Raw genomic sequence first — 21,148 nt, 5'->3', positions numbered from 1 at the left:
GAGTAAAAGCCATTGGCGAGCTGGTATCGTGGTTTATCGCGGCAGTTAACTGATCTCGCCAATCCGAAGATAAGGAATAAGCAGGGCCTCGCCGAAGAGGCCCCCTTGCGAGCGGAGCTACTCAGCACCGAGCAACTGGAACAGCATGCCAAGACAGTTGCCGCATCGCACGAGGTCGACGCACGCCCTGGACCAGACCGGCTTCTCGGCAGACTGCAGGAAAACGAAGCGGTTCTCAACGAAGGGTATCGCCGCGTCGTTTCGGCCGTTGCAGCAAAGCGCCGTACGTCTCCGGCAGATGAATGGCTGCTGGACAACTATTACCTCGTTGAAGATCAGATCCGTATAGCCCGGCGCCATCTTCCCAAGGATTACAGCACTGAGCTCCCGCGACTGACCGTGGGTCCACTGGCCGGCTTTCCGCGCGTCTACGACCTGATGCAGGAACTGATCTCGCACGTCGATGGGCGGGTCACTTCGGAAAGCCTGGTTTCACTCGTCGCCGCCTATCAAACGGTCAATCCGCTGACGCTCGGCGAATTGTGGGCGATTCCTATTATGCTTCGCCTGGCGCTGGTCGAGAACTTGCGCCGGGTGGTGGCACGGATGACCGCGGCTCGACTGTACCGAGACGAGGCCAACGCCTGGGCCGATCGGATGAATATCGCGGCCGAAGCGGATCCGGCCGGAATCGTGGTTGTTATGGCCGACATGACGCGCGCGGCCCCGGCGATGGATAGCGAGTTCGTCGCCGAACTTGCGCGCCGCCTTCAGGAACGCAGCCACGCCATGGCTTTGCCATTGCTATGGCTCGAGGAGCGGCTCGCCGAGCGCAATGTCACGATTGATCAGCTGATGCAGAGCGAGGGACAGCAGCAGGCCGCCGATCAAGTGTCGATCGGCAACAGTGTCAGCAGTCTTCGCTTCTTAGGAGCCGTCGACTGGCGTGCCTTCGTCGAACTGCTGAGCATTGTCGAGCAAATACTGAGAGGTTATCCGCTGGAGGCATTTGGCGACTCGTCAGACGATGCCGCCTATTACCGCCGCATTATCCAAGACTTACAAAGTTATTCGGATGTCTACGAGGAGATGGATTTCGCGACTCGTGATCAATATCGCCACGCGGTCGAACAAGTCGCGAAGTCGAGTGGTTTGCCCGAATGGCAAGTCGCGTTGAAAGCGTCTCGATTGGCTCAACGCTGCGCGGATGAAAGAGGAGTCCACGACCGGTCGGCCCACGTCGGCTATTTCCTGATTGATCGAGGATTGCCAATACTCGAGAAGGAGACATACGCTCGCCGGACGCTAAGGCAGATGATCAGTCGGTTTGGTCGCCGATACCCGCTCCCTTTATACCTGGGCGCCATCGCGACGATCACTGCGACGTTTTCAGCCTGCGCGTTGGCCTATGCCTACGGCAATGGTGCGAGCGGACTGTTACTGTTGACGACGGCCGTGTTAGTTCTCCTCGGCACGTCGCAGTTAGGCGTGGCAGTTGTCAATTGGCTGGCAACACTGTGGACGGCGCCGCGTACGTTGCCGCGGATGGATTTCTCGGAGGGCGTCCCGGCGGATAGTCGTACGCTGGTTGCGATACCGACCATGCTGACGAGCCCCGACGGCGTGCATGATCTTATCGAATCTCTCGAAGTTCGTTATCTGGCGAATCGCGACGAGCGAATCCATTTCGCTCTGCTCACGGATTTGAAAGATGCGCCCACCGAGACACTGCCGGAAGATCAGGCATTAATCGACCAGGCTCGCCAAGAGATTGAGGCTTTAAATAACAAATACAAAGGCGATCGCAGCGACATCTTCTTCCTCTTCCATCGACCGCGCCGATGGAATTCCCAAGAGCGAACCTGGATGGGGTACGAGAGGAAACGCGGCAAGCTCGGTGACTTGAACGCCTTCCTGCGCGGTAACGATAACTCGCGATTTACCGTAGTCGTTGGCGACACCGCGTCAATAGGCGAGGTGAGATACGTCATCACTCTGGATTCCGATACTCAGTTACCTAGAGAGGCGGCGCGACGGCTCATTGCGACGATGGCGCATCCTCTTAACCGTCCGTGCGTCGACAGCAGCAGCGGACTCATTAGCGACGGGTACTGCATTCTGCAGCCGCGCGTGTCGTTAAGCCTCGCGAGTGCTCGACGATCATGGCTGGTGCGCATCTTTGGTGGCCAGGCAGGAATTGATCCTTATACCGGGAGCGTTTCGGATGTCTATCAAGATTTATTCCACGAAGGGTCGTTCATCGGCAAAGGGATCTATGACGTCGACGCCTTTGAGCGATTCCTGGGCGGACGTTTTCCTGACAATTTGATTCTCAGCCACGACTTGCTCGAGGGCTGCCATGCCCGCTCCGGCCTGGTCAGCGATATCGAGTTGTTCGAGACGTATCCCGCCCACTACGGCGTCGATGTCAGCCGACGCCATCGCTGGATTCGCGGCGATTGGCAAATTCTGATGTGGGCGTTGCCGTGGGTACCAAAGCCGCAGGGCGGCCTAGTAGCTAATCCACTTTCCGCGCTATCGCGCTGGAAAATCCTGGACAATCTTCGCCGTAGCTTTGTACCGATCTCGCTCGTGCTGCTGCTGTCGTTGTACTGGCTAGTTCCATTGGGAACGGCAGCGTTTTGGACGTTCTTTGTGGCCTTGATCTTGCTGACGCCAGTACTGCTGCGAATCTTCGTCGAATTTCTCAAGAAGCCAACCGACCTTTCCTGGCCGCTGCACGCGCGCGATACCTTGCGATCGCTGGGGCTGCGGATGATCCAGGCGCTATGTGCCTTAACATTTTTGCCGGACGAGGCCTACTACAGCAGCGATGCCGTGGTCCGGACTGTAACCCGACTATTTATCACGAAGCGCAACCTGCTGCAGTGGCGGACTTCGAGTGATGTCGAACGAAGCGCCCGTCCTCATCTGTTTGGCTTGCTTGTCGCAATGTGGTTCGGCCCAGTGCTGGCGGGGCTGCTCGCCGGGTATCTGATGCGATATCGCCCAGGCGCCATGGCGGCGGCGGCTCCCGTGCTGGTGCTGTGGATTGTGTCTCCGGTTGTAGCCTGGTGGTTGAGCCGACCGCTGCCCAGCACGACCGGACGATTGACCGCTGATGATGAGCGTTTCCTGGCCGAGTTATCGCGGAAGACCTGGCGATTCTTCGAGACGTTCGTAAGCGCCGAAGATAACTGGTTGCCGCCCGATAACTTTCAGGACTACCCGGCCGCGGTCATCGCGCATCGCACGTCTCCGACAAATATCGGCTTGGCGCTGCTGTCGAATCTGACTGCATATGATTTTGGTTTTATCGCGCCTCAGGAGATGGCGGAGCGAACCACTAACACCTTTGCGACGTTAAGGCGGCTTGAGCGATATGAAGGACACTTTTTCAACTGGTACGACACCCGCACTCTCGCCCCACTCTTGCCGCGATACGTCTCGACAGTAGACAGCGGCAATCTTGTGGGCCATCTGCTTGTTCTCCGTGAGGGACTGCTGCAGATCGCTGATCATGACGTACTCCCCCTAGGTGCGATGCACGGGTTAGGCGCTACGTTACGAGTGCTCGTTAAGGCAATACGTTCGAGTAGCGGATCGACGTCGCACGAAGCCGGCGTCTTGAGCCGTGACAGCGATCGTGCATGCCGAGAGCTTGGGACACTCGAAGCACAATTATTGAATGCACCACCCAACTTTTCGGCCCGCATGACGTTGCTTCGGGGGATTGACGAATGTGCGGATCTGGCCGAATTGGAAAAGCATCCCGACGAGGAAGTTCGCTGGTGGTCCGGTGCTTTACGGCGGCAGGTCCGTAGCTGGCTCGACGATGTAAGTTGGCTCGCGCCGCTGGCGAGCTTGCTGCATCCTAAACAACCGTCGAGCGACGGTGCTTTGGGGAGTAGCTTTTCGAATGCTTTGCAGGCGGCCATTTCCCCCGATGCAGGCCCGTTTACATGGCGTCGCGTGGCGGCGCTCGAAGAGGAGTTGGCCAAGCTGCTCACTGACACTTCGGTTTCAACGCAAAACGATCACGAGAAGCTGGCTGAGTTGAAACGCCTTGTGGGCGAGATAAGTCGCGAGGCCAAGTTGCGCATGGACACGTGCGAGCAATTGGCCGAAGCATGCCTAGACCTGAGTACCGCCGACTTCGAGTTTCTCTACGATTCGTCGCGAAAACTGCTGGCCATCGGGTTCAACGTCACTGAATACCGGCGTGATGCAAGTTTCTATGACTTACTAGCCTCGGAAGCACGCCTGGCAAGCTACGTGGCAATCGCGCAGGGTCAACTGCCGCAGGAGCATTGGTTTGCACTGGGGCGATTGCTGACCGGCGTGAATGGAGAACCGACGCTGCTCTCGTGGAGCGGGTCGATGTTCGAATATCTGATGCCGCTCTTGGTAATGCCCACGTTTGCCGACAGCCTGCTCGATCAAACGTACAAAGGGGCGGTGGCCAGACAAATTACTTACGGAAACAGTCGCCACGTCCTGTGGGGCATTTCCGAATCGGGATACAACGCCACCGACGCTCAATTGAATTACCAGTACCGCGCATTTGGGGTGCCCGGTTTGGGCTTCAAACGAGGTCTTGCGGACGACCTTGTCATCGCGCCATACGCGTCCGCGATGGCGCTGATGGTGGATCCCAATGCCTCTTGCGCGAATCTACGCCGCCTTGCCGAATTGGGGATCGAAGGGCGATATGGATTCTACGAAGCGTTGGATTATACGACCGCCCGCGTTGGGCGAGGGCAACCGTACAGCGTCGTACGATCGTTCATGGCGCATCATCAGGGCATGAGCTTCTTGGCGTTTGCCTACGAACTATTGAAGCGACCGATGCAGCGGCGATTTGAATCCTATGCGCCGTTTCAGGCGACAGAGTTGCTCTTGCACGAGCGCGTTCCCAAAACCATTCCCGTATTTCCGCGATCCGCAGAGAACGACGACGCCTCCCGACCAGAGGTTGTCCGCGATGTGCTGATGCGCGTCCTGAACACACCGAATACGCAGGCGCCTGAAGTACATCTACTTTCCAATGGGCGCTATCATGTAATGATCACGAATGCCGGCAGCGGGTACAGCCGCTGGAGGGACATCGCGATCACGCGCTGGCGCGAGGACATCGCGCAAGATGACTCAGGAACTTTCTGCTACTTGCGTGATGTCACCTCGAATGAGGTGTGGTCAGTTACGTACCAGCCAACGCTCGAGTCGGCGACATCTTACAAGGCGATATTTCCCCAGTCGCGTGCCGAGTTCCGACGCCGCGACTTCGATCTGGACACGTACACTGAAGTGGCGGTATCCCCCGAGGACGACGTCGAGCTGCGCCGCGTCAATATTTCCAATCGTTCGCGACATCCGCGGACCATTGAACTGACGACCTATGCGGAAGTGGTTTTGGCCTCGGCGGAGTCTGATGCGACGCATCCGGCGTTCAGTAATTTATTTGTGCAAACCGAGATCGTACGCGAGCGCGACGCCATCCTTTGCACTCGCCGCCCTCGTTCGCACAGCGAACATCCCCCCTGGATGCTTCATCTGATGTCGGTTCACGGTCGGACGGTGGGCTCGACGTCGTTTGAAACCGACAAAGCCAAGTTTCTGGGCCGCGCTCACAACGTGCGCAATCCGCAGGTGATGACACGGGCGGCCCCGCTTTCGAACAGTGAGGGCCCCGTTCTCGATCCCATCGTGGCGATTCGAGCCACTCTGACGATTGAGCCCGGTGAAACCGCCGTGGTCGACATTGTCAGTGGCGCCGCCGAAACTCGCGACGTAGCAATCGGTTTGATCGAGAAATATCACGATCGCCATTTGGCCGACCGGCTCATCGATTTGGCGTGGACGCACAGTCAAGTCGTTCTGCAGCAACTAAATGCGAGCGAGGCCGAGGCTCAACTCTATGGGCGCCTGGCAAGCGCTGTCATTTATGCCAGCAGCACCCGGCGCGCGAACGTAAACATACTCGCCAAGAATACGCGGGGCCAATCTGGTCTATGGGGACATGGCATTTCGGGCGATCTGCCGATTATTTTGTTACGGCTCAGTGATCAGAAGAAGATTCATTTCGTCGAGCAGCTCGTCCGTGCCCATGCCTACTGGCGCTTCAAAGGGTTAGTCGTCGATCTGGTCATTTGGAATGAAGACCAGTCGGGCTACCGCCAAGAATTGCACGATGAGATCATGCACATCATCGGCAATAGCACGGAAGCCAATCTCGTCGATCGCCCTGGCGGGATTTTCGTTCGACGGCCCGAGCTGATGTCCGAGGAAGATCGGATTCTGCTCGAGACCGCGGCGCGCATCGTACTGACCGACACGGCCGGGACGCTGTCAGATCAAATCGAACGGCGCGGCAGCCGTGAACCGACGATGCCGTCGCTGATTTCGACACGAGTGCGGACAAATGCCGCTGATTCGCAGCCACGCCTGCCGCATCGCGATCTGATTTACGCGAACGGATTGGGGGGATTTACTCCCGATGGTCGGGAATACGTTATCACGACCAGCGCCGCGCAACGCACGCCGGCCCCATGGTCGAACGTCTTAGCGAATGCCGAGTTCGGCACGGTCGTGACCGAAAGCGGAAGCGGATATACCTGGTTCGAAAACGCGCATGAATTTCGACTTACCCCCTGGTACAACGATCCGGTGACCGATCGCTGCGGCGAGGCGCTTTATCTCCGCGACGAGGACAGCGGTCGGTTCTGGTCGGCGACGCCACTGCCTGCGCCGGGCAACAATAGCTATGTGACGCGACACGGTTTTGGTTACAGTGTCTTTGAGACGATCGAAGACGGTGTTTCGTCCGAGTTGACTTTGTTCGTCGCGCTGGATGCGCCGGTAAAGTTCTATTCGCTCAAGCTGCGCAATACGTCGCAGGAGACACGTCGGCTATCGGCGACTTGTTGCATCGAGTGGATCTTGGGCGACCTGCGTCACAAATCGCTGATGCACGTGGTGACTGAAATCGACAAGGGCACGAGCGCTTTGCTGGCCCGAAATTCCTACAATTCGGAGTTTCCCGGACGGGTTGCTTATCTCGATATCAGTGAGCCGGCGCGATCGTATACCGGCGATCGCACTGAGTTCATCGGGCGGAACGGCTCCTACGCTAACCCCGCGGCTATGAGCCGCGACCGTCTTTCCGGAAAACTCGGCGCCGGGCTTGATCCGTGCGGAGTGTTGCAAACGCAGTTCGTACTCGCGGCAGGTGAAGAGCGCGAAATCGTCTTCCGCCTAGGCGCCGCGGCAAACATCGACGACGCACGCACGCAGATCCAGCGATTCCGGGGAGTTGATCCGGCACACAAGGCGCTGCAAGCGGTATGGCAGTACTGGCAACGCACGTTGGGGGCAGTCTACGTAGAAACACCCGATCCCGGAATTAACGCTCTTACCAATGGTTGGCTGCTCTATCAGACCTTGGCCTGTCGCTTTTGGGGACGAAGTGGTTACTACCAATCGGGCGGTGCGTTTGGATTTCGCGATCAACTGCAAGACGTTATGGCTTTGGTCCATACCGAGCCACGACTGATTCGCGAGCATCTACTGCGCGCCGCGGCACACCAGTTTCCTCAAGGTGACGTTCAGCACTGGTGGCACCCACCAACGGGACGTGGTGTCCGGACGCATTTTTCCGACGACTTTCTCTGGTTGCCCTTGGCGACCTGCCGTTACGTAAAGCAAATCGGTGACACCGGCGTTCTCGACGAACGTATTCCATACATTGAAGGTCGAGCGCTCAAGCCCGAGGAGGAAGCGTACTACGACTTGCCAAGCCATTCCGACCAGTCGGCCACGCTCTACGAACATTGCGTCCGGGCGATTGAGAATGGCCTGCGCTTCGGCCGACACGGATTACCCTTGATGGGCTGCGGCGACTGGAACGACGGAATGAATCTGGTCGGCGAAAAAGGGCAGGGCGAAAGTGTCTGGCTGGCATTCTTCCTGGTCAATGTTTTGAAGGAATTCGCTGACATTGCTCGCCAGCGCGCCGATCAGACATTTGCGGAAAAGTGCGAGGCGCAGGCGGTCGAGTTGACGAAACACATCGAAGCCAACGCCTGGGACGGCCAATGGTATCGACGGGCCTATTTCGATAACGGCGAGCCGCTGGGCTCAGCGACCAACCTGGAATGCCAGATTGATTCGATCCCTCAGAGTTGGGCCGTTCTGTCTGGCGCCGGGGATTTGGCGAGGTGTCGTCAAGCGATGGCCGCGGTCAACGACCGGCTGGTGCGGCGTGACGCGTCGTTGATTCAGTTGTTCCAACCCCCGTTCGATAAGTCACCGCTGGATCCTGGCTATATCAGGGGCTATCTGCCAGGCGTCCGTGAGAACGGCGGCCAGTACACCCATGCCGCGATCTGGACCGTGATGGCGTTTGCAGCCTTGGGGGATCGCAACCGGGCGTGGGAATTGCTGTCGTTAATCAATCCCGTTAACCACGGTTCCACGCCGCCGGGAATCGCTACCTACAAAGTCGAGCCCTACGTAATTGCGGCGGACGTGTATGCAGTTACTCCCCATGTGGGGCGAGGTGGATGGACCTGGTACACCGGTTCAGCCGGCTGGATGTATCGCCTGATCACCGAATCACTGCTGGGTTTGCGATTGGACGTAAACAAGTTGTATTTCGCGCCCTGTCTGCCGGCCGGCTGGCCTTCGATCAAAGTTTATTACCGCTTCCATGAAACGAACTTTGAAATCACGATCTGGAACGGCGGCAGCGGGATCGTCGTCGACCGCGTCATTCTCGATGGGATCGAACAACCGGAACTCTTTTTGCCGCTCGTCGACGATGGAATAACTCACAAAGTGGAAATTCGCGTCAGCTAAGTTCTATGCATCGCTATTTGCTGATGCCAACCGATCCTCGGAATGTTTTGACACTGCGAGTTATTCTTGAAATCCTTGACCGACCGCAGTTCTGTCTCTGGCAATTCCGGTTTGTCGCCCGGCCAGGGCGATGGTCGACCATATCTCACCGCACGCATGCTTAAAAACGCGAAGGTCTGACCGAATGATGGCGACGGATTTGAATGATCTCCCAGGCAGTCGCCACGCAAAGGCACCCCGCGACAGTCGCGCAGAAACGAACAGCCGCTGGTTCATACTCGCTATCGCGGCCTTGGGCGTGGTTTTTGGCGACATCGGCACCAGCCCGCTTTATGCGATCCGGGAATGCTTTCACGGCGCCCACGCCTTGGAAGTGTCGCCGGGGAATATCTTGGGAATGTTGTCGCTCATCTTCTGGGCGCTGACGCTGATCATTTCGCTCAAGTATCTCGTGTTCATCCTGAGAGCGGACAATCAAGGTGAAGGAGGCATCTTAGCGCTTGTGGCCATGCTAAATCCCCGTATGAAGACCAGCCCCCGGCGAGGGATCATCGTCGTACTCGGTCTGGCGGGAGCCACGTTCCTGTACGCGGATGGCATGATCACTCCAGCGATTTCGGTCCTGAGCGCTGTCGAAGGGCTCGAACTGGCCACGCCTGTCTTCGGGCCCTACGTCGAACTGATCGCCGTGGTGATCTTGGTCGGTCTTTTCTGCCTGCAAGCCCGGGGGACGGCGACGGTTGGCGCCCTGTTTGGACCTTTGATGTTTGCTTGGTTCGTGTTGATCGGCGCGCTCGGCATCTGGCATATCGCCCAGCGTCCAGACATCCTGGGCGCTATCGATCCCAGTCACGCCTGGAGCTTTTTTCAGCAGAATGGCAAGGCCGGCTTCATCGTTCTCGGGACGGTGTTTCTGGTGGTGACCGGCGGTGAAGCGCTCTATGCGGATATTGGCCATTTCGGAAAATTGCCAATTCGCATCTCTTGGTTCACGTTGGTGTTCCCAGCCTTGCTACTGAATTATTTTGGCCAAGGATCATTATTGATGAACGATCCTTCGGCCGCGAAGAATCCATTTTTTTGGATGGCTCCGGACTGGGCCCTGTACCCTTTGATCGCGATTGCGACAGGGGCGGCCGTCATTGCCTCGCAAGCGATCATTACCGGCGCATTCTCACTGACATTGCAGGCCATTCAACTTGGCTATTGCCCTCCGCTGCGCATCGAACACACGTCATCCGAGCACATTGGCCAAATCTATATTCCCACGGTCAATTGGATGTTGATGTTCGCGACAATTGCGCTGGTCTTGGGGTTTCACAATTCTACCAATCTGGCTGCTGCCTACGGCGTGGCGATTACGATCACCATGGTGATCACCACCATCTTGTTCTTCGTGCTGATCAAAGATCACTGGAAATGGCCTGTAGGTGTGGCAATCCTACTGGCCGGATTCTTTCTGATCATCGACCTGTCGTTCTTTAGCGCCAATCTTATCAAGGTCGCGCATGGCGGCTGGTTTCCTTTGCTGATTGCAGCCACGGTGTACCTGTTGATGAGCACCTGGCACGATGGCCGACAACGACTCGCGGCGCGCATTCATCCTGCCAGGCCCTCACTCGAGTCTTTCATCGCGGGGCTCGAGGCCGATCCTCCGACCCGGGTCGACGGCACGGCCATTTTTATGGCAAGTACGCGGACATGCACACCGTTGGCTCTGCAGAACAATGTGCTGCACAATCACGTTTTGCACGAGCGGAATCTTATCGTGACCGTCGAAACCGCGGCGCGCCCCTTTGTGCCGCCGCGGGAACGGCTCGAAACCGAAAAGGTTCGTGAGGACATCACCCGCGCCGTTCTCACCTACGGCTTCAAGGACGAACCGAACGTCCCACAAGATTTGCTGCCCTTAACGTCCGGGCTCGATCTCTCGACGTTGAGCTACTTTGTCGGTCGCGAGACCGCGGTGTCGAAGCATACCTCGATCTTCTACAATTGGCGTGAGAAGCTGTTCTCGTGGATGTCGCGGAATGCGAATGCCGCTCCGATGTATTTTCACTTGCCCGCGGAACGCGTGATCGAAATCGGCGCCGAGGCCGTGTTGTAACGTCTCGCTACGTTCGCACGGCAGGTTTCTCGACATTTGCAGCGACAAATTCTAGGTGCGGGCTCGAAATTCCTATCCGCGTTAACTGACTGGTAGCATCGGACTGAGAGGATTGCATTAATGATGTCCTGCCGGTTACGGCGGGGAGACAGCGATGGTCCATTGCTTGGTATTTGCCGAAGCAATTGCGCAATCGCCTTATTTGTTCTCTAAGAGCACTTGAGTCTCTTTTTTCAGCCGACCGGTGAATTGCTCGGCGATCAGGGCGAGTACGTTCGGAAGATCCAACTGAATCTGAACTGAGTCTGCGAGAACGTCCAACCGGCCGCTGATTTTTTGCCCGATGGCGCCTCCCTCAAAATACAGGCGGTCGCCGTCCCACCGGTCATGAAATGCGAGCATTCCTGCCAGGCCACCGCTGAGCTGCTGCCGAATCCTAGCGAAACCTTCTTGTAGCCGGCGGCGCGCCTCTTCCTTGCCGAGCGAATGGGGGATCGTTGCGGAAACTTGTTTCGTCATGATTGTGCCTGGCTAACTCGATGAAAGCTGACTTACGATGACTCTCCTTCCGCACTGCATCCTAGGCATCCGATAGAAATAGTCGATCGCGATAAATAGCACGCGCGATTCGGCGTTCGGCAGTCAATGCGACAGCGGGACGACCATATCGTGTTAAAATCAGCTCAATTCAGCGTCCTGGACGCGATCGCGGCCACCGGCTAACTGATCGACCGCCAGGCACAGTTCCGTGTATCTTGCACTTCGGCGGTAATTGTCCTCTGGTTATTTGCGTAATTTTCAAACATTCGCCATTTGTGGTATGCCATTCGCGACATCACCAAATGCAAGCGCCGGCCCTCGAAAGCAGTGCGATGTACACAGCTAAAATGCATCAGCGTGGAGGACGAGTCCCCTTGTCACATCCTCATGTCTCTTAAAGAGCCCCTAACAACCCGACCTCAGCCTGAATCAGACCCAAAAAGCGTCAGTCCGACCTCGTTATTTCCCCTAAACCTGACCCCCTTTGAATTCTTTTTCCTGTGTGATGACCGGCCTGCGTATCAGGGGGTCATTCCCATAGAAGTCATCGCGGCCGGAGAATTGGATCAGGAAGCGCTGGAAAAGGCATTTGCCCTGGCCCAGATTCGCCATCCAATTCTAGCCTCGCGAGTCCAGGGAGAAGACAAAGGATGGCCCTACTGGTCGGCCGGTGAACCACAGTGCGTGATCTTTGAGCAGAGCGTGGAGCCCAGAATCGAAGACGGGCGAATTCAAGATTCGTTTGCCCGATTTGACTCGGCCTCGAAGGCTGGCGTGCAGTTGCACGTTCGCGTAAATGGCACCCGTGTGGTTTTATTATTCGCCTTTCGTCATAGGGCCGTCGATGGGCTGGGTGCGTTCCAATTCATTTCCGACGTATTCGTCGCCTATGCACATTTTTCTGCAGAAACGGCTGGCGCTCCCTCGTGGCGTACTTTAAACAACGAGTTACTTCGAGAACGAGATCGGCACCACCTCTTTCGCAGAAAATGGAAGATGGTGGATCTGTGGCGGACGCTGCGCGTCCATCTTCCCTTGAGCATTCGTCCAGCCGCCTTGGTTAGCGATCAACCGGGAGCGGACAAGAACGATCACCTCGCACCGAGCTTGCCCACCGACTTTTTGGTCGAACATCTCACCGAAGACGAGACAACGGCCCTGTCTCGCGTCGCGTCCAAGCACTCCGTCATGGTCAACGATCTATTGCTGCGTGATTTCTTTTTGATGCTCGCAGCCTGGAACCGCGGCACATCCGAAGAACGTGGGCCATTGCGGATTATGATTCCGACCAATATGCGGCGACGCGAAGACAGCCGGATGCCGGCGGCGAACGTGTTCAGTTATGCCTTCATCACTCGATTCGCGTCGGCTTGCGCCGGTCGAGAGCAGCTATTAAAGAGCATTTCGCTGAACATGGCGACGATTAAGCGCGACAATCTTGGTCTGTATTACGAAGCAGGGCTGAGGCTGCTTTGTCGCTTCCCTGCCTTCGTGCGCTGGTCGTTGAATCGTCGATGGGCGTTCGCGACGGCCGTTTTTACAAATCTGGGTTCGGCCTTCGATTCTATGCCGTTACCGTCCACAGATCGGCATAAACTCGCGGGCGACCTGATTCTGGAAAGTGGCGCGGGGGCTGGCCCTATCCGGCCGGACACGCGCGTTTCGTTTTCGGCCCATTCTTACGCGGGTCGGCTCTCGATCGGGGCTCGCTGCGATCCGCAAATTTTCACTCCATTACAGCAACGCGCCCTTTTGAATTCCTACGTCGACCATCTTCGCATGACTCTCGAACTTCAATCTTAAAACAGGCGACGGCCAGGATTGTCGCCATACATCGAGATACTTATATGGCGAACACATATCGATTCACTGGCTCGGACGCACGCCCACTTATTTCCTTGCACGGAATTGCCAGGATCATTTCGGATGTTTTTAATCCGGCAGTCTTGGGAATTCCCTTCCTCATCTTGGGCGTTATGGCCACGGGAATGTCAGGGGCTTACCGTTTCGCGTTGTTGTACTTTCTGATCGCTGTACCACCGCCGCTCGGCTATGTCCTTTGGCTGGTCACCACGAATCGTGTGTCTGACGTTCATTTGTCCGAGCGACATCAACGGACGGTACCATTCGTGGTCAGCTTGTGTGCTGCTTTGTGCGGATTGATACTATTACATGCCCTGCATGCACCGACGATCCTATTTGTCGCATTGCTAGCCGTTTTCGTAGAGACCTTCCTCCTATTTGCGATCACCTTGAGTTGGAAAATCAGCATTCATACTGCGGCGATGGCGGGCCTAATCACATTTGCAACGTTTGTCTTGGGCAGTGCGGCACTCCGCTACGCACCGCTTGTACCACTTATTGCTTGGGCACGCGTCTATCTGCGTCGCCACACTCTCATGCAGACCGTCGCTGGGGTAATTATTGGGTATCTGACGTTTGCCGTGATGTATGGCATCCGCGGAATTGCTTGGTGATCGAATTTCCCTTTTTCGTCTGTCGGACCGAATAATGAGAATCCCTGCGAGCTCTACGTCCGCCTCACGCAACTTCGCGATGATCGCTTCTGCCGGGACTTCTGACCTCGTGGCATCGGTCGCCCTCCTTCGCTTGCGTCCTCTCCAACGGATTATCGCGCCGTCGATGGACTCGTTTGAAGGGGGCAGGTCAAATTTGATCGATCGATCTGCCAAAATTCAGTGAGCCGATCGAAGGTGCCGTCACAGCGACCATGTCAGCGGGTCACTTAGCGCAGTGGTCGAGTGAACGCCCTCATGTTGTCGGCGCCATTATCAAGACGAGATTGGCGAGATACCGGTCTGGTGCCGCTGCCTTGTCAAGGCCGACGTTAGGTCCGGCCAAATGGAGGAAGCCTCTGGTCGCTGCCCATCTCCGTCATCCGATCCATCGCCTTCTGTGAGCATGTTGGACAAACTTCTGGAACGACTTCGTTCGTCGAGTAGTTAGGCCACTTTTCAGCGTACCAGGCCTTCGTATCAGCGACCTGGACTGTGAACACAGATTTGCACTTGGGACATTGACAAAAAGGCATCGAATGGGTCACTCGCAGGCTGTTAGGAAACGGTGCGTCAACCAGATTTTAGACTCAAATAGTGGTTGCCGCCATCGGAAAAAAGGACTTTGCGATGGCCGCAAAAAAGACCGATGCCCGTTGCACATGCAGCGCAGGAATTGCCCCGTAGAGTGCAAATCAAGAACCAATGATTGTCTTTTAAGCGCTCTAGACCGCCCGGACCAGGATCATTGCCCTTCATCCGCATTATGTCTGCAGGTGCATTCGCGAGGTAAGTAATGAACCGACTTCCTGAGCCGGAAAGGACAACGCCCAATTGAGCCTCGAGAGGTACCCGATCGGCGATTGCATGGACACCCTACTCGCTCCGCGAGTTCCATGAAACTCCGTGTCCTAGGAACGATAGGGTGGCTGGTGTCTATTGCCAATACTGCCGCCGATCAGCCCGTGAAGGTGTCACCGGTAATCCTTCTGCCGGTCAGAAGGCATGACAGGGAAAACTGTCGGCTACTCCGTGATTTCTTCTACTGGACTGTCACATTCGTCCTTGGAGCGTGTCCAAGGGATGGGACATTGTGTCCACTGCCTAGTATGACTGTGCCCCGGACCGAGGAGCCAAGTCGTGTTCAATCCATTTATTGAAAGCGTTGGGAATGATTCGGCTGATGCGGAGCTGGTTGAGCAGGCGAAGAACGGTGACCGCGCCGCGTTGGAAAGGCTAGTCCTACGGCATCAGGCATGGATTTACAACATCGCTGTCCGCATGGTCTGCCACCCACACGACGCCGAAGAGGTCACCCAGGAGGTGCTCGTCAAGGTCATCACCAAGCTCAGCACCTTCAAAGGTGAAAGCGCGTTTCGCACCTGGCTCTACCGCATCGCGGCCAACCACGTCCTGAATATGAAACGCCAGAGGGTGGAGACAGAAGAGTTGACGTTCACCACGTATGGCGCGGCCATTGACGACACACCCGACCTGGAGCTGCCGGATCCGAAAAGCGTGCCGGTCGAGGTACCACTTTTGATCGAAGAGACCAAGATCAGTTGTACGACAGGCATGCTGCTCTGCCTGGACCGCAAGCAACGCCTGATTTTTACGCTTGGCGAAATCCTCGGCATCAGCGACAGGGTTGGTGGCGATGTTCTGGAAATGAAGCCCGACAACTTCCGCCAGTGCCTAGTCCGTGCGCGCCGCGACCTCTACAGCTTCATGAACAATCAGTGCGGCCTGGTGAATAGGAATAATCCCTGCCGCTGTGCGAAAAAGACCCGGGGCTTTATCGAGGCGGGGCACGTCGATCCCCAGCATCTGTGGTTCGTTCCTCAGCACATTGAGCGAGTCAAAGATGCCGCCGCCAAAACGGTCCGAGAGATCGAGGACGTTGTTGAACGCCAGCACGCGGCTATTTATCGCGACCATCCATTCTTGCAGCCAGTGGATCAGACCATTTGGCTCAGGCAGCTGCTGACAAACCAGCAAGTCCGCGCCGCGCTCCATCTTAACTGAAGAATCTTGACAAAGATTTGTCACAGTCCCTCACCGCCTGTGTCTATGGAATAGAGGGAGCGATGGGCTCCGCTCTTTCATCCAGCAAGATGATGAAAATGCCGTTCGGCGGATCGGCATCTCGGGCTTCTCGTTCTTCCTGGTGAACAATCAAGTCCAGATTCGTGGAGCACAAGTACCGAGCAATTTCTATCGATCTTGAACCACGCTTGGAAAGTCCACGATTCGAAGGGCGCCTCCGCCGGAAACCGTCGGCGATAGGCGCTAAAGGCTTCCCCCCCCTCTTATGCGAAGGAGATCTCCATTGCACACCGATATCACTCATAACCTGCCAAAGATCATCGTCGACCACATCGCCGCCTGTAATGCCCACGACATCGAGGCCTGGATGGCGACGTTCGCTCCAGACGCCATGCTTAACGACTTCCAACGTGAGTTCGTAGGCACAGAGGCCATCCGCGGCTTCGCCGACGCTGAAATCTTTGGAGCGAATGTGAACATGGACGTCCAGCAGGCCTGGGATCACCACAGCGATGTCACGGTGCATGCACGCGTCGACGGGACCTACGACAAGACGGGCCTGCCCGACCCGTTGATCTTGAGCTTCTATTTCACCCTCCGGAGCGGCCGGATCACTCAGCTCGTCATCATTCACAACAAATCGATGGTGAAGGCATGACTACTACATATGGTTTCGACGTCTCCAGCAGCGAGTTCGCTGCCAAACGTGTCCTCGTCACCGGCGGCGCCAAAGGCGGCGGTCAGGCTATCGTTCGTCGGTTTCAAACGAGTGGTGATCGTGTAGTTGCCAAACGTGCCATGATAAAGCGATTTGGCTTTCCGGATGTGCTATCAGTCGAAAACGTGATCCGCGATTTGCTCGAATCCAGAACTGCGCGCTATTTAGAATTTGTCTGGCGTTGCCACTTCTGGTGCGAGGAAATGTTTCGCGGGATGAGCGGACATCTGGCGGGAGTCAAAGCATAGATGCGTCGGGAATGACGGTCCGGTCAGTCGCAATTGTCCCCGATCGAAGGCACAAGCGGTGTCGCCCCAAGTAGCCGGAGTTCGTTTTGCACTCGGCTGCGACAGATTGGGGATGTCGACCAATTCGTGGCAGTGCAGCACTCCGAGTGAGGCGCTGAAACTAGACCTGTACCTAGCGGGAAGATTCGTTTTGAGATTTCAAAGATCCGCCGCATGTGCCAGGGACAAGAGACCAGCAATATTTTGAAGGGCTCTGTGAGCAGATTTTTCTCGTCAAGCATATGTAGGGAGTTGCGGACATTCTCAACGGTGTTTCTCGACGTGACTTCGAGTAGCATCGCCGATTGGGGGATACCGTGGTCGGAGAGAACCTTCGCCATGCAAACCGCTTCGGGTAACGCTTCGGGCTCGTTCGTTCCTCCAGTGAGAACGACGAGGCGTACAAAACCATTAAGGTACAACCACGAGGCTTGTCGCGCACGGGCTTTAGATAGCAACTCTTCGTTGGAACCGAAGACGAGAGCCACATCCGCCTTTGTCGGTTCGTCTTGGCGAAAGAGCATTTTGGTCGCTTCGGCGTCCGTCAAGAGGTTCAGCTCCCGTGGAATTCGGTTATCCAACTACTGGCACGCGCGAGCGCGAGTATGACCTGATCGCAGACGTCTGGTTCGGACTCGTCGGATCCAGCCACTTTCCCAATTGCCTGCAAAAGCAATACGACGCAGTGCTATGGGTTCACCCAATATACAATGCTGAAAAACTCCGCAGGTCATTCACCTTAAGGCGTCGTTGGATAAGTAAATACCTCCGGGAGGACTCGAATCTCCACGTTGCGAAATAGAAGTCGCGTCAGCGATTCACAGCGAAATGTGCGAAAAGCCCTAAAAGAACCAGAAGTTCGTGAAACAGAAGTGCCCCTCGCGGGCTTGCCTTAACTCTCTATATTTTGCGGCCGGTGGCCTGCAAGCACTGGTTTTCGGCGATCTCAACCCAGCCCCAACCGCTGGCGGATTTCATCTTGCACGTCAGTGGTCGAGCGTGATCCGTCCACCTGCACGATCAACTCTTTTCGGCTGAAAAGCTCGAGGATCGGCTTAGTCTTGCCGTGGTAGTCGCGAAGCCGAGTTTGCAGCGCCTCCGCGTTGTCGTCGGCCCGAGCCAGCAGCGATCCGCCGCACACGTCGCACACTTCTGGATCCACCGGCCGATGAAAGATCAGGTTGAAGTCGAGACCACATTTGCCGCAGACCCGACGGTTCAGAACGCGCTGTAGGACGATTTCGTCGGCCAGGTCGATCTGGATAACCGCGTCAATATCGTAACTTTCCAGAAAGAACTCAGCTTGCCGACGATTGCGCGGGAAGCCATCCAAAATGTAGCCGTAGTTCCAATCGTGCTGGTCCAGGCGGCCACGGACGATCTCCTCGACAATGTCATCGCCCACCAGCTCGCCGGCATTCGTCAGTCGGGCGATCCGAGCCGCTAGCTTTGTCTTGCTTTGAATGTGCCAGCGAAAAATGTCCCCTACGCAAATATGTACCAAACCGAATTGCTCCGCCAACAGCTTAGCCTGCGTGCCTTTGCCGCAGCCCTGCACCCCCATGATGATGTATTTGCGCATGGCACCTGTTCATAAACGGCCAAGAGCCAGCGCAATGGGCACCGACTCGCGACGGTCCGTGGAAAGTGAGGGAGTCATCGAAGACGCGGGAAAATCTCAGTAGATTTCCGGCACGAACGTTTGGTCCTCCATCGGCGGACGAACGTAGTCGGTCGCCGGCGGACGTGGTGGCAGTTCCAACGGCGTAGGCGTGAGATCTTGATACGGAATCACGCTCAACAAATGTCGGATGCAATTCAACCGAGCGCACTTCTTGTTGTCGGCTTTGACCACACGCCACGGAGACTGTTTGGTATCGGTATGGGCGAACATTCGGTCCTTGGCGTGCGAGTATTCGATCCACCGGGCCCGTGACTCGATATCCATCGGGCTCAATTTCCAACTCCGCGTCACGTCGTGCATCCGCCCCTGAAATCGACGTTCCTGCTCGACGTCGCTGACCGAGAACCAATACTTCACCAGGATGATTCCCGAGCGTATTAGCATTTGCTCGAACTCGGGGCAACTACGCAGAAACTCCTGATACTCCTGCTCGGTACAAAAACCCATCACATGCTCGACACCCGCGCGGTTGTACCAACTGCGGTCCAACAGGACCATTTCCCCGGCTGACGGCAAATGGGCCGCATAGCGTTGGAAGTACCAGCTCGTTTTCTCCCGCTCGGTCGGACTGCTCAACGCAACCACGCGACACAGCCGCGGATTAAGAGGCTCTGTGATTCGCTTGATCACGCCCCCCTTGCCGGCTGCGTCGCGCCCTTCGAACAGCACGACGACCTTCAGCCCCTCGTGTTTGATCCACGCCTGCAACTTGACCAGTTCGATCTGCAGCCGCGCCAACTCCTTCTCGTAGAACTCATTGTCGATTTTGTGCCGCTTGGCCTTTCGATCTCCGCGCAGGACCAACTCGGCGTGCCCATTCGAGCCATTGCCAGCCACGCTCTCGTCTGTTGTAGCCGCTAATAGGGCATGCTTTTTCTTCTTCTTGTTCTTCTTCTTTTCCTTGTGTTCTTCGATAGTATCGGGGTTCATGGTGCTACCTGTCAGTTTGCTTACTTGACGCGCAACCTCGGCAGGTGACGCAACTGTCGTGCCCGATGGATCGCAACTCGCGCCTGACCTGCAAAATTGCGCCGAAACGCCGAAATCTGCAGACTTTCCGACGTTCGCACCGGTCCTTGCTAGTCGCTTCGCGATAGTTCCACTGCGCCTATCGTTAGCAGTGAATGCTGGCGTGTTGCGCCACGTCTGCTTTTTGGGTGTACCCAAAAGCCATTCGGGGAACCGACGCGAGTCACCCATGCGATTCGCCATGCCTCGCTCAATCTGACCGACGCGTGTCTGGAAGCTCGGTGCGTGACCAAGTCCGCAATCGAGAGGATCAAATCCAGCCGCAGTCCGCCACTATTTACTGACCGCATGGCAGACCGAATTGGCAAATGTGTACGATTGCCCTACAACCTGTTCACCGGCATTGATTCCTCCAGCATCGCCGATCGTGCCTCCCAAGAAACACGACCCATCCCTGGTCATGAGGCCATGCTCTTGTTTTCTTCGTGTGTCGCACCGTGTGTAACAATTGTGAGATCAGTTTCCACCGTGCCGTCGCGAGGCGATCATCTACGACGAATCGCCATCAACGCCAAGCCGCCGAGCGCGGCGAGGATGAGCGAGGACGGCTCAGGCGCAGCCGTGACGCTTTCGTCGTTCGACGGCAGACGTGTGGGCCACTGACTCGAATATCAGCGGCCTGCATATGGGCGCCAACTAAGCTTCCCTTCCGCCACTCGTCGCGGCCGCGATCTTCTTCCGACCAACTTTCTGGTCGGCGTCATGGCACTGGCCAATACGGGCCATGCGGCTGCGATTGAGCTGCTGCGTAACGTGATCTACGACAGACAGAGAACTTCAAGGCCACTGTTGCAAAGTTATCCGATGATCACTTTCGGATGAAGGTTCGCATTCGACTCGGCCTTTCGGATCAAGTCGCGGACCAGCCAGGGAACGTTTCCTTCTCCTAAAAGGAAGAACCCGATGCTCGCCGCCAACTGGTTGTCATCCGACCATCCGAAGTGGATTTCGGGCGGCTTTCCTACGCGGGACAGCTCCAGGGCGACTGTCGCGATCGCATGTGCAATCGAGGCGCAACGCGTTACGCTGATGACGAACCGACCGTCATGATCGATCACTTCCATCAGCGGGCTATGCTGGAATTCGCTGGCATCGCCCAGTTCGGCCTCAATAAACACCATCGGTACATCGTCAGGAATTCGATGGCGGCGCCGGATGCTGGCTTCCTTGTCATCCAATCCACGACGGCCAGGACGGTGCGGAACGAGAACGGGGAATTCTAGATGTTTTAAGCTTTCCCACAGAAACTTCGACTCGAAGTTCGCAAAGTCGAAGGCCTTAAATCGCAGCTCGGTACTGCGCTTGACCCGCGAGGCAAATGAGCTGATCACCACGGCAATAATGAACCAGCTCGCGATCTTGATG

11 protein-coding genes are annotated in these 21,148 nt (G+C 56.5%); 7 read left to right on the top strand and 4 right to left on the bottom strand.

Annotated elements, in window-relative coordinates; all coding sequences use genetic code 11:
- The first annotated feature begins 105 nt into the window (after positions 1-105).
- Positions 106-8,856 carry a glucoamylase family protein gene (locus tag VGN12_09430; GenBank protein ID HEY4309657.1) on the top strand — a complete coding sequence of 2,917 codons (8,751 nt, stop codon included), beginning with the start codon at positions 106-108 and terminating at the stop codon, positions 8,854-8,856.
- Positions 8,857-9,040: 184 nt separating this feature from the next.
- Positions 9,041-10,963 (top strand): potassium transporter Kup, encoded by a 1,923-nt coding sequence (locus VGN12_09425; protein HEY4309656.1) that lies wholly within the window; start codon positions 9,041-9,043, stop codon positions 10,961-10,963.
- A gap of 198 nt (positions 10,964-11,161) precedes the next feature.
- Here the strand turns inward: VGN12_09425 and VGN12_09420 are convergent, their stop codons facing one another.
- Positions 11,162-11,482 carry a polyhydroxyalkanoic acid system family protein gene (locus VGN12_09420; protein HEY4309655.1) on the bottom strand — a complete coding sequence of 107 codons (321 nt, stop codon included), beginning with the start codon at positions 11,480-11,482 and terminating at the stop codon, positions 11,162-11,164.
- 1,017 nt (positions 11,483-12,499) lie between these two features.
- Here VGN12_09420 and VGN12_09415 point away from each other — a divergent pair.
- The 5 genes from VGN12_09415 to VGN12_09395 all read left to right on the top strand — a co-directional run bounded on the left by VGN12_09415 (position 12,500) and on the right by VGN12_09395 (position 17,031).
- The gene (locus VGN12_09415; protein ID HEY4309654.1) at positions 12,500-13,306 is read left to right on the top strand and encodes a hypothetical protein; all 807 of its coding nucleotides are present in this window, start codon (positions 12,500-12,502) and stop codon (positions 13,304-13,306) included.
- Between the two features lie 44 nt (positions 13,307-13,350).
- The gene (locus VGN12_09410; protein ID HEY4309653.1) at positions 13,351-13,980 is read left to right on the top strand and encodes a hypothetical protein; all 630 of its coding nucleotides are present in this window, start codon (positions 13,351-13,353) and stop codon (positions 13,978-13,980) included.
- Positions 13,981-15,159: 1,179 nt separating this feature from the next.
- Positions 15,160-16,044: an RNA polymerase sigma factor gene (locus VGN12_09405; protein HEY4309652.1), complete on the top strand. Its 885-nt coding sequence runs from the start codon at positions 15,160-15,162 to the stop codon at positions 16,042-16,044.
- Between the two features lie 304 nt (positions 16,045-16,348).
- Complete coding sequence (locus tag VGN12_09400; GenBank protein HEY4309651.1) at positions 16,349-16,723, top strand: nuclear transport factor 2 family protein; 375 nt, start codon at positions 16,349-16,351, stop codon at positions 16,721-16,723.
- Positions 16,720-17,031 carry a hypothetical protein gene (locus VGN12_09395; protein ID HEY4309650.1) on the top strand — a complete coding sequence of 104 codons (312 nt, stop codon included), beginning with the start codon at positions 16,720-16,722 and terminating at the stop codon, positions 17,029-17,031. Before VGN12_09400 ends, VGN12_09395 begins: the two co-directional genes overlap by 4 nt.
- A gap of 985 nt (positions 17,032-18,016) precedes the next feature.
- On the opposite strand, the gene VGN12_09390 is transcribed toward VGN12_09395, so the two are convergent.
- From VGN12_09390 to VGN12_09380, 3 genes are all read right to left on the bottom strand, one after another.
- Positions 18,017-18,652 carry a nucleoside monophosphate kinase gene (locus tag VGN12_09390; GenBank protein ID HEY4309649.1) on the bottom strand — a complete coding sequence of 212 codons (636 nt, stop codon included), beginning with the start codon at positions 18,650-18,652 and terminating at the stop codon, positions 18,017-18,019.
- Between the two features lie 96 nt (positions 18,653-18,748).
- The gene (ppk2, locus tag VGN12_09385) at positions 18,749-19,684 is read right to left on the bottom strand and encodes a polyphosphate kinase 2 (protein HEY4309648.1); all 936 of its coding nucleotides are present in this window, start codon (positions 19,682-19,684) and stop codon (positions 18,749-18,751) included.
- A gap of 896 nt (positions 19,685-20,580) precedes the next feature.
- The coding region (locus VGN12_09380; protein ID HEY4309647.1) for a hypothetical protein at positions 20,581-21,148 on the bottom strand (568 nt) is incomplete at its 5' end.

Source organism: Pirellulales bacterium, from assembly GCA_036499395.1.
Taxonomy (GTDB): domain Bacteria; phylum Planctomycetota; class Planctomycetia; order Pirellulales; family JACPPG01; genus JACPPG01.
The sequence above is the reverse complement of the archived record's forward strand: the minus strand, read 5'-3'. Positions and strand labels throughout refer to the sequence as shown.

Coding starts and splice junctions, on each gene's coding strand:
- VGN12_09425 (HEY4309656.1), top strand. CDS start 9,041: ATGATGGCGACGGATTTGAATGATCTCCCAGGCAGTCGCCACGCAAAG.
- VGN12_09420 (HEY4309655.1), bottom strand. CDS start 11,482: ATGACGAAACAAGTTTCCGCAACGATCCCCCATTCGCTCGGCAAGGAA.
- VGN12_09415 (HEY4309654.1), top strand. CDS start 12,500: ATGGTGGATCTGTGGCGGACGCTGCGCGTCCATCTTCCCTTGAGCATT.
- VGN12_09410 (HEY4309653.1), top strand. CDS start 13,351: ATGGCGAACACATATCGATTCACTGGCTCGGACGCACGCCCACTTATT.
- VGN12_09395 (HEY4309650.1), top strand. CDS start 16,720: ATGACTACTACATATGGTTTCGACGTCTCCAGCAGCGAGTTCGCTGCC.
- VGN12_09390 (HEY4309649.1), bottom strand. CDS start 18,652: ATGCGCAAATACATCATCATGGGGGTGCAGGGCTGCGGCAAAGGCACG.
- ppk2 (HEY4309648.1), bottom strand. CDS start 19,684: ATGAACCCCGATACTATCGAAGAACACAAGGAAAAGAAGAAGAACAAG.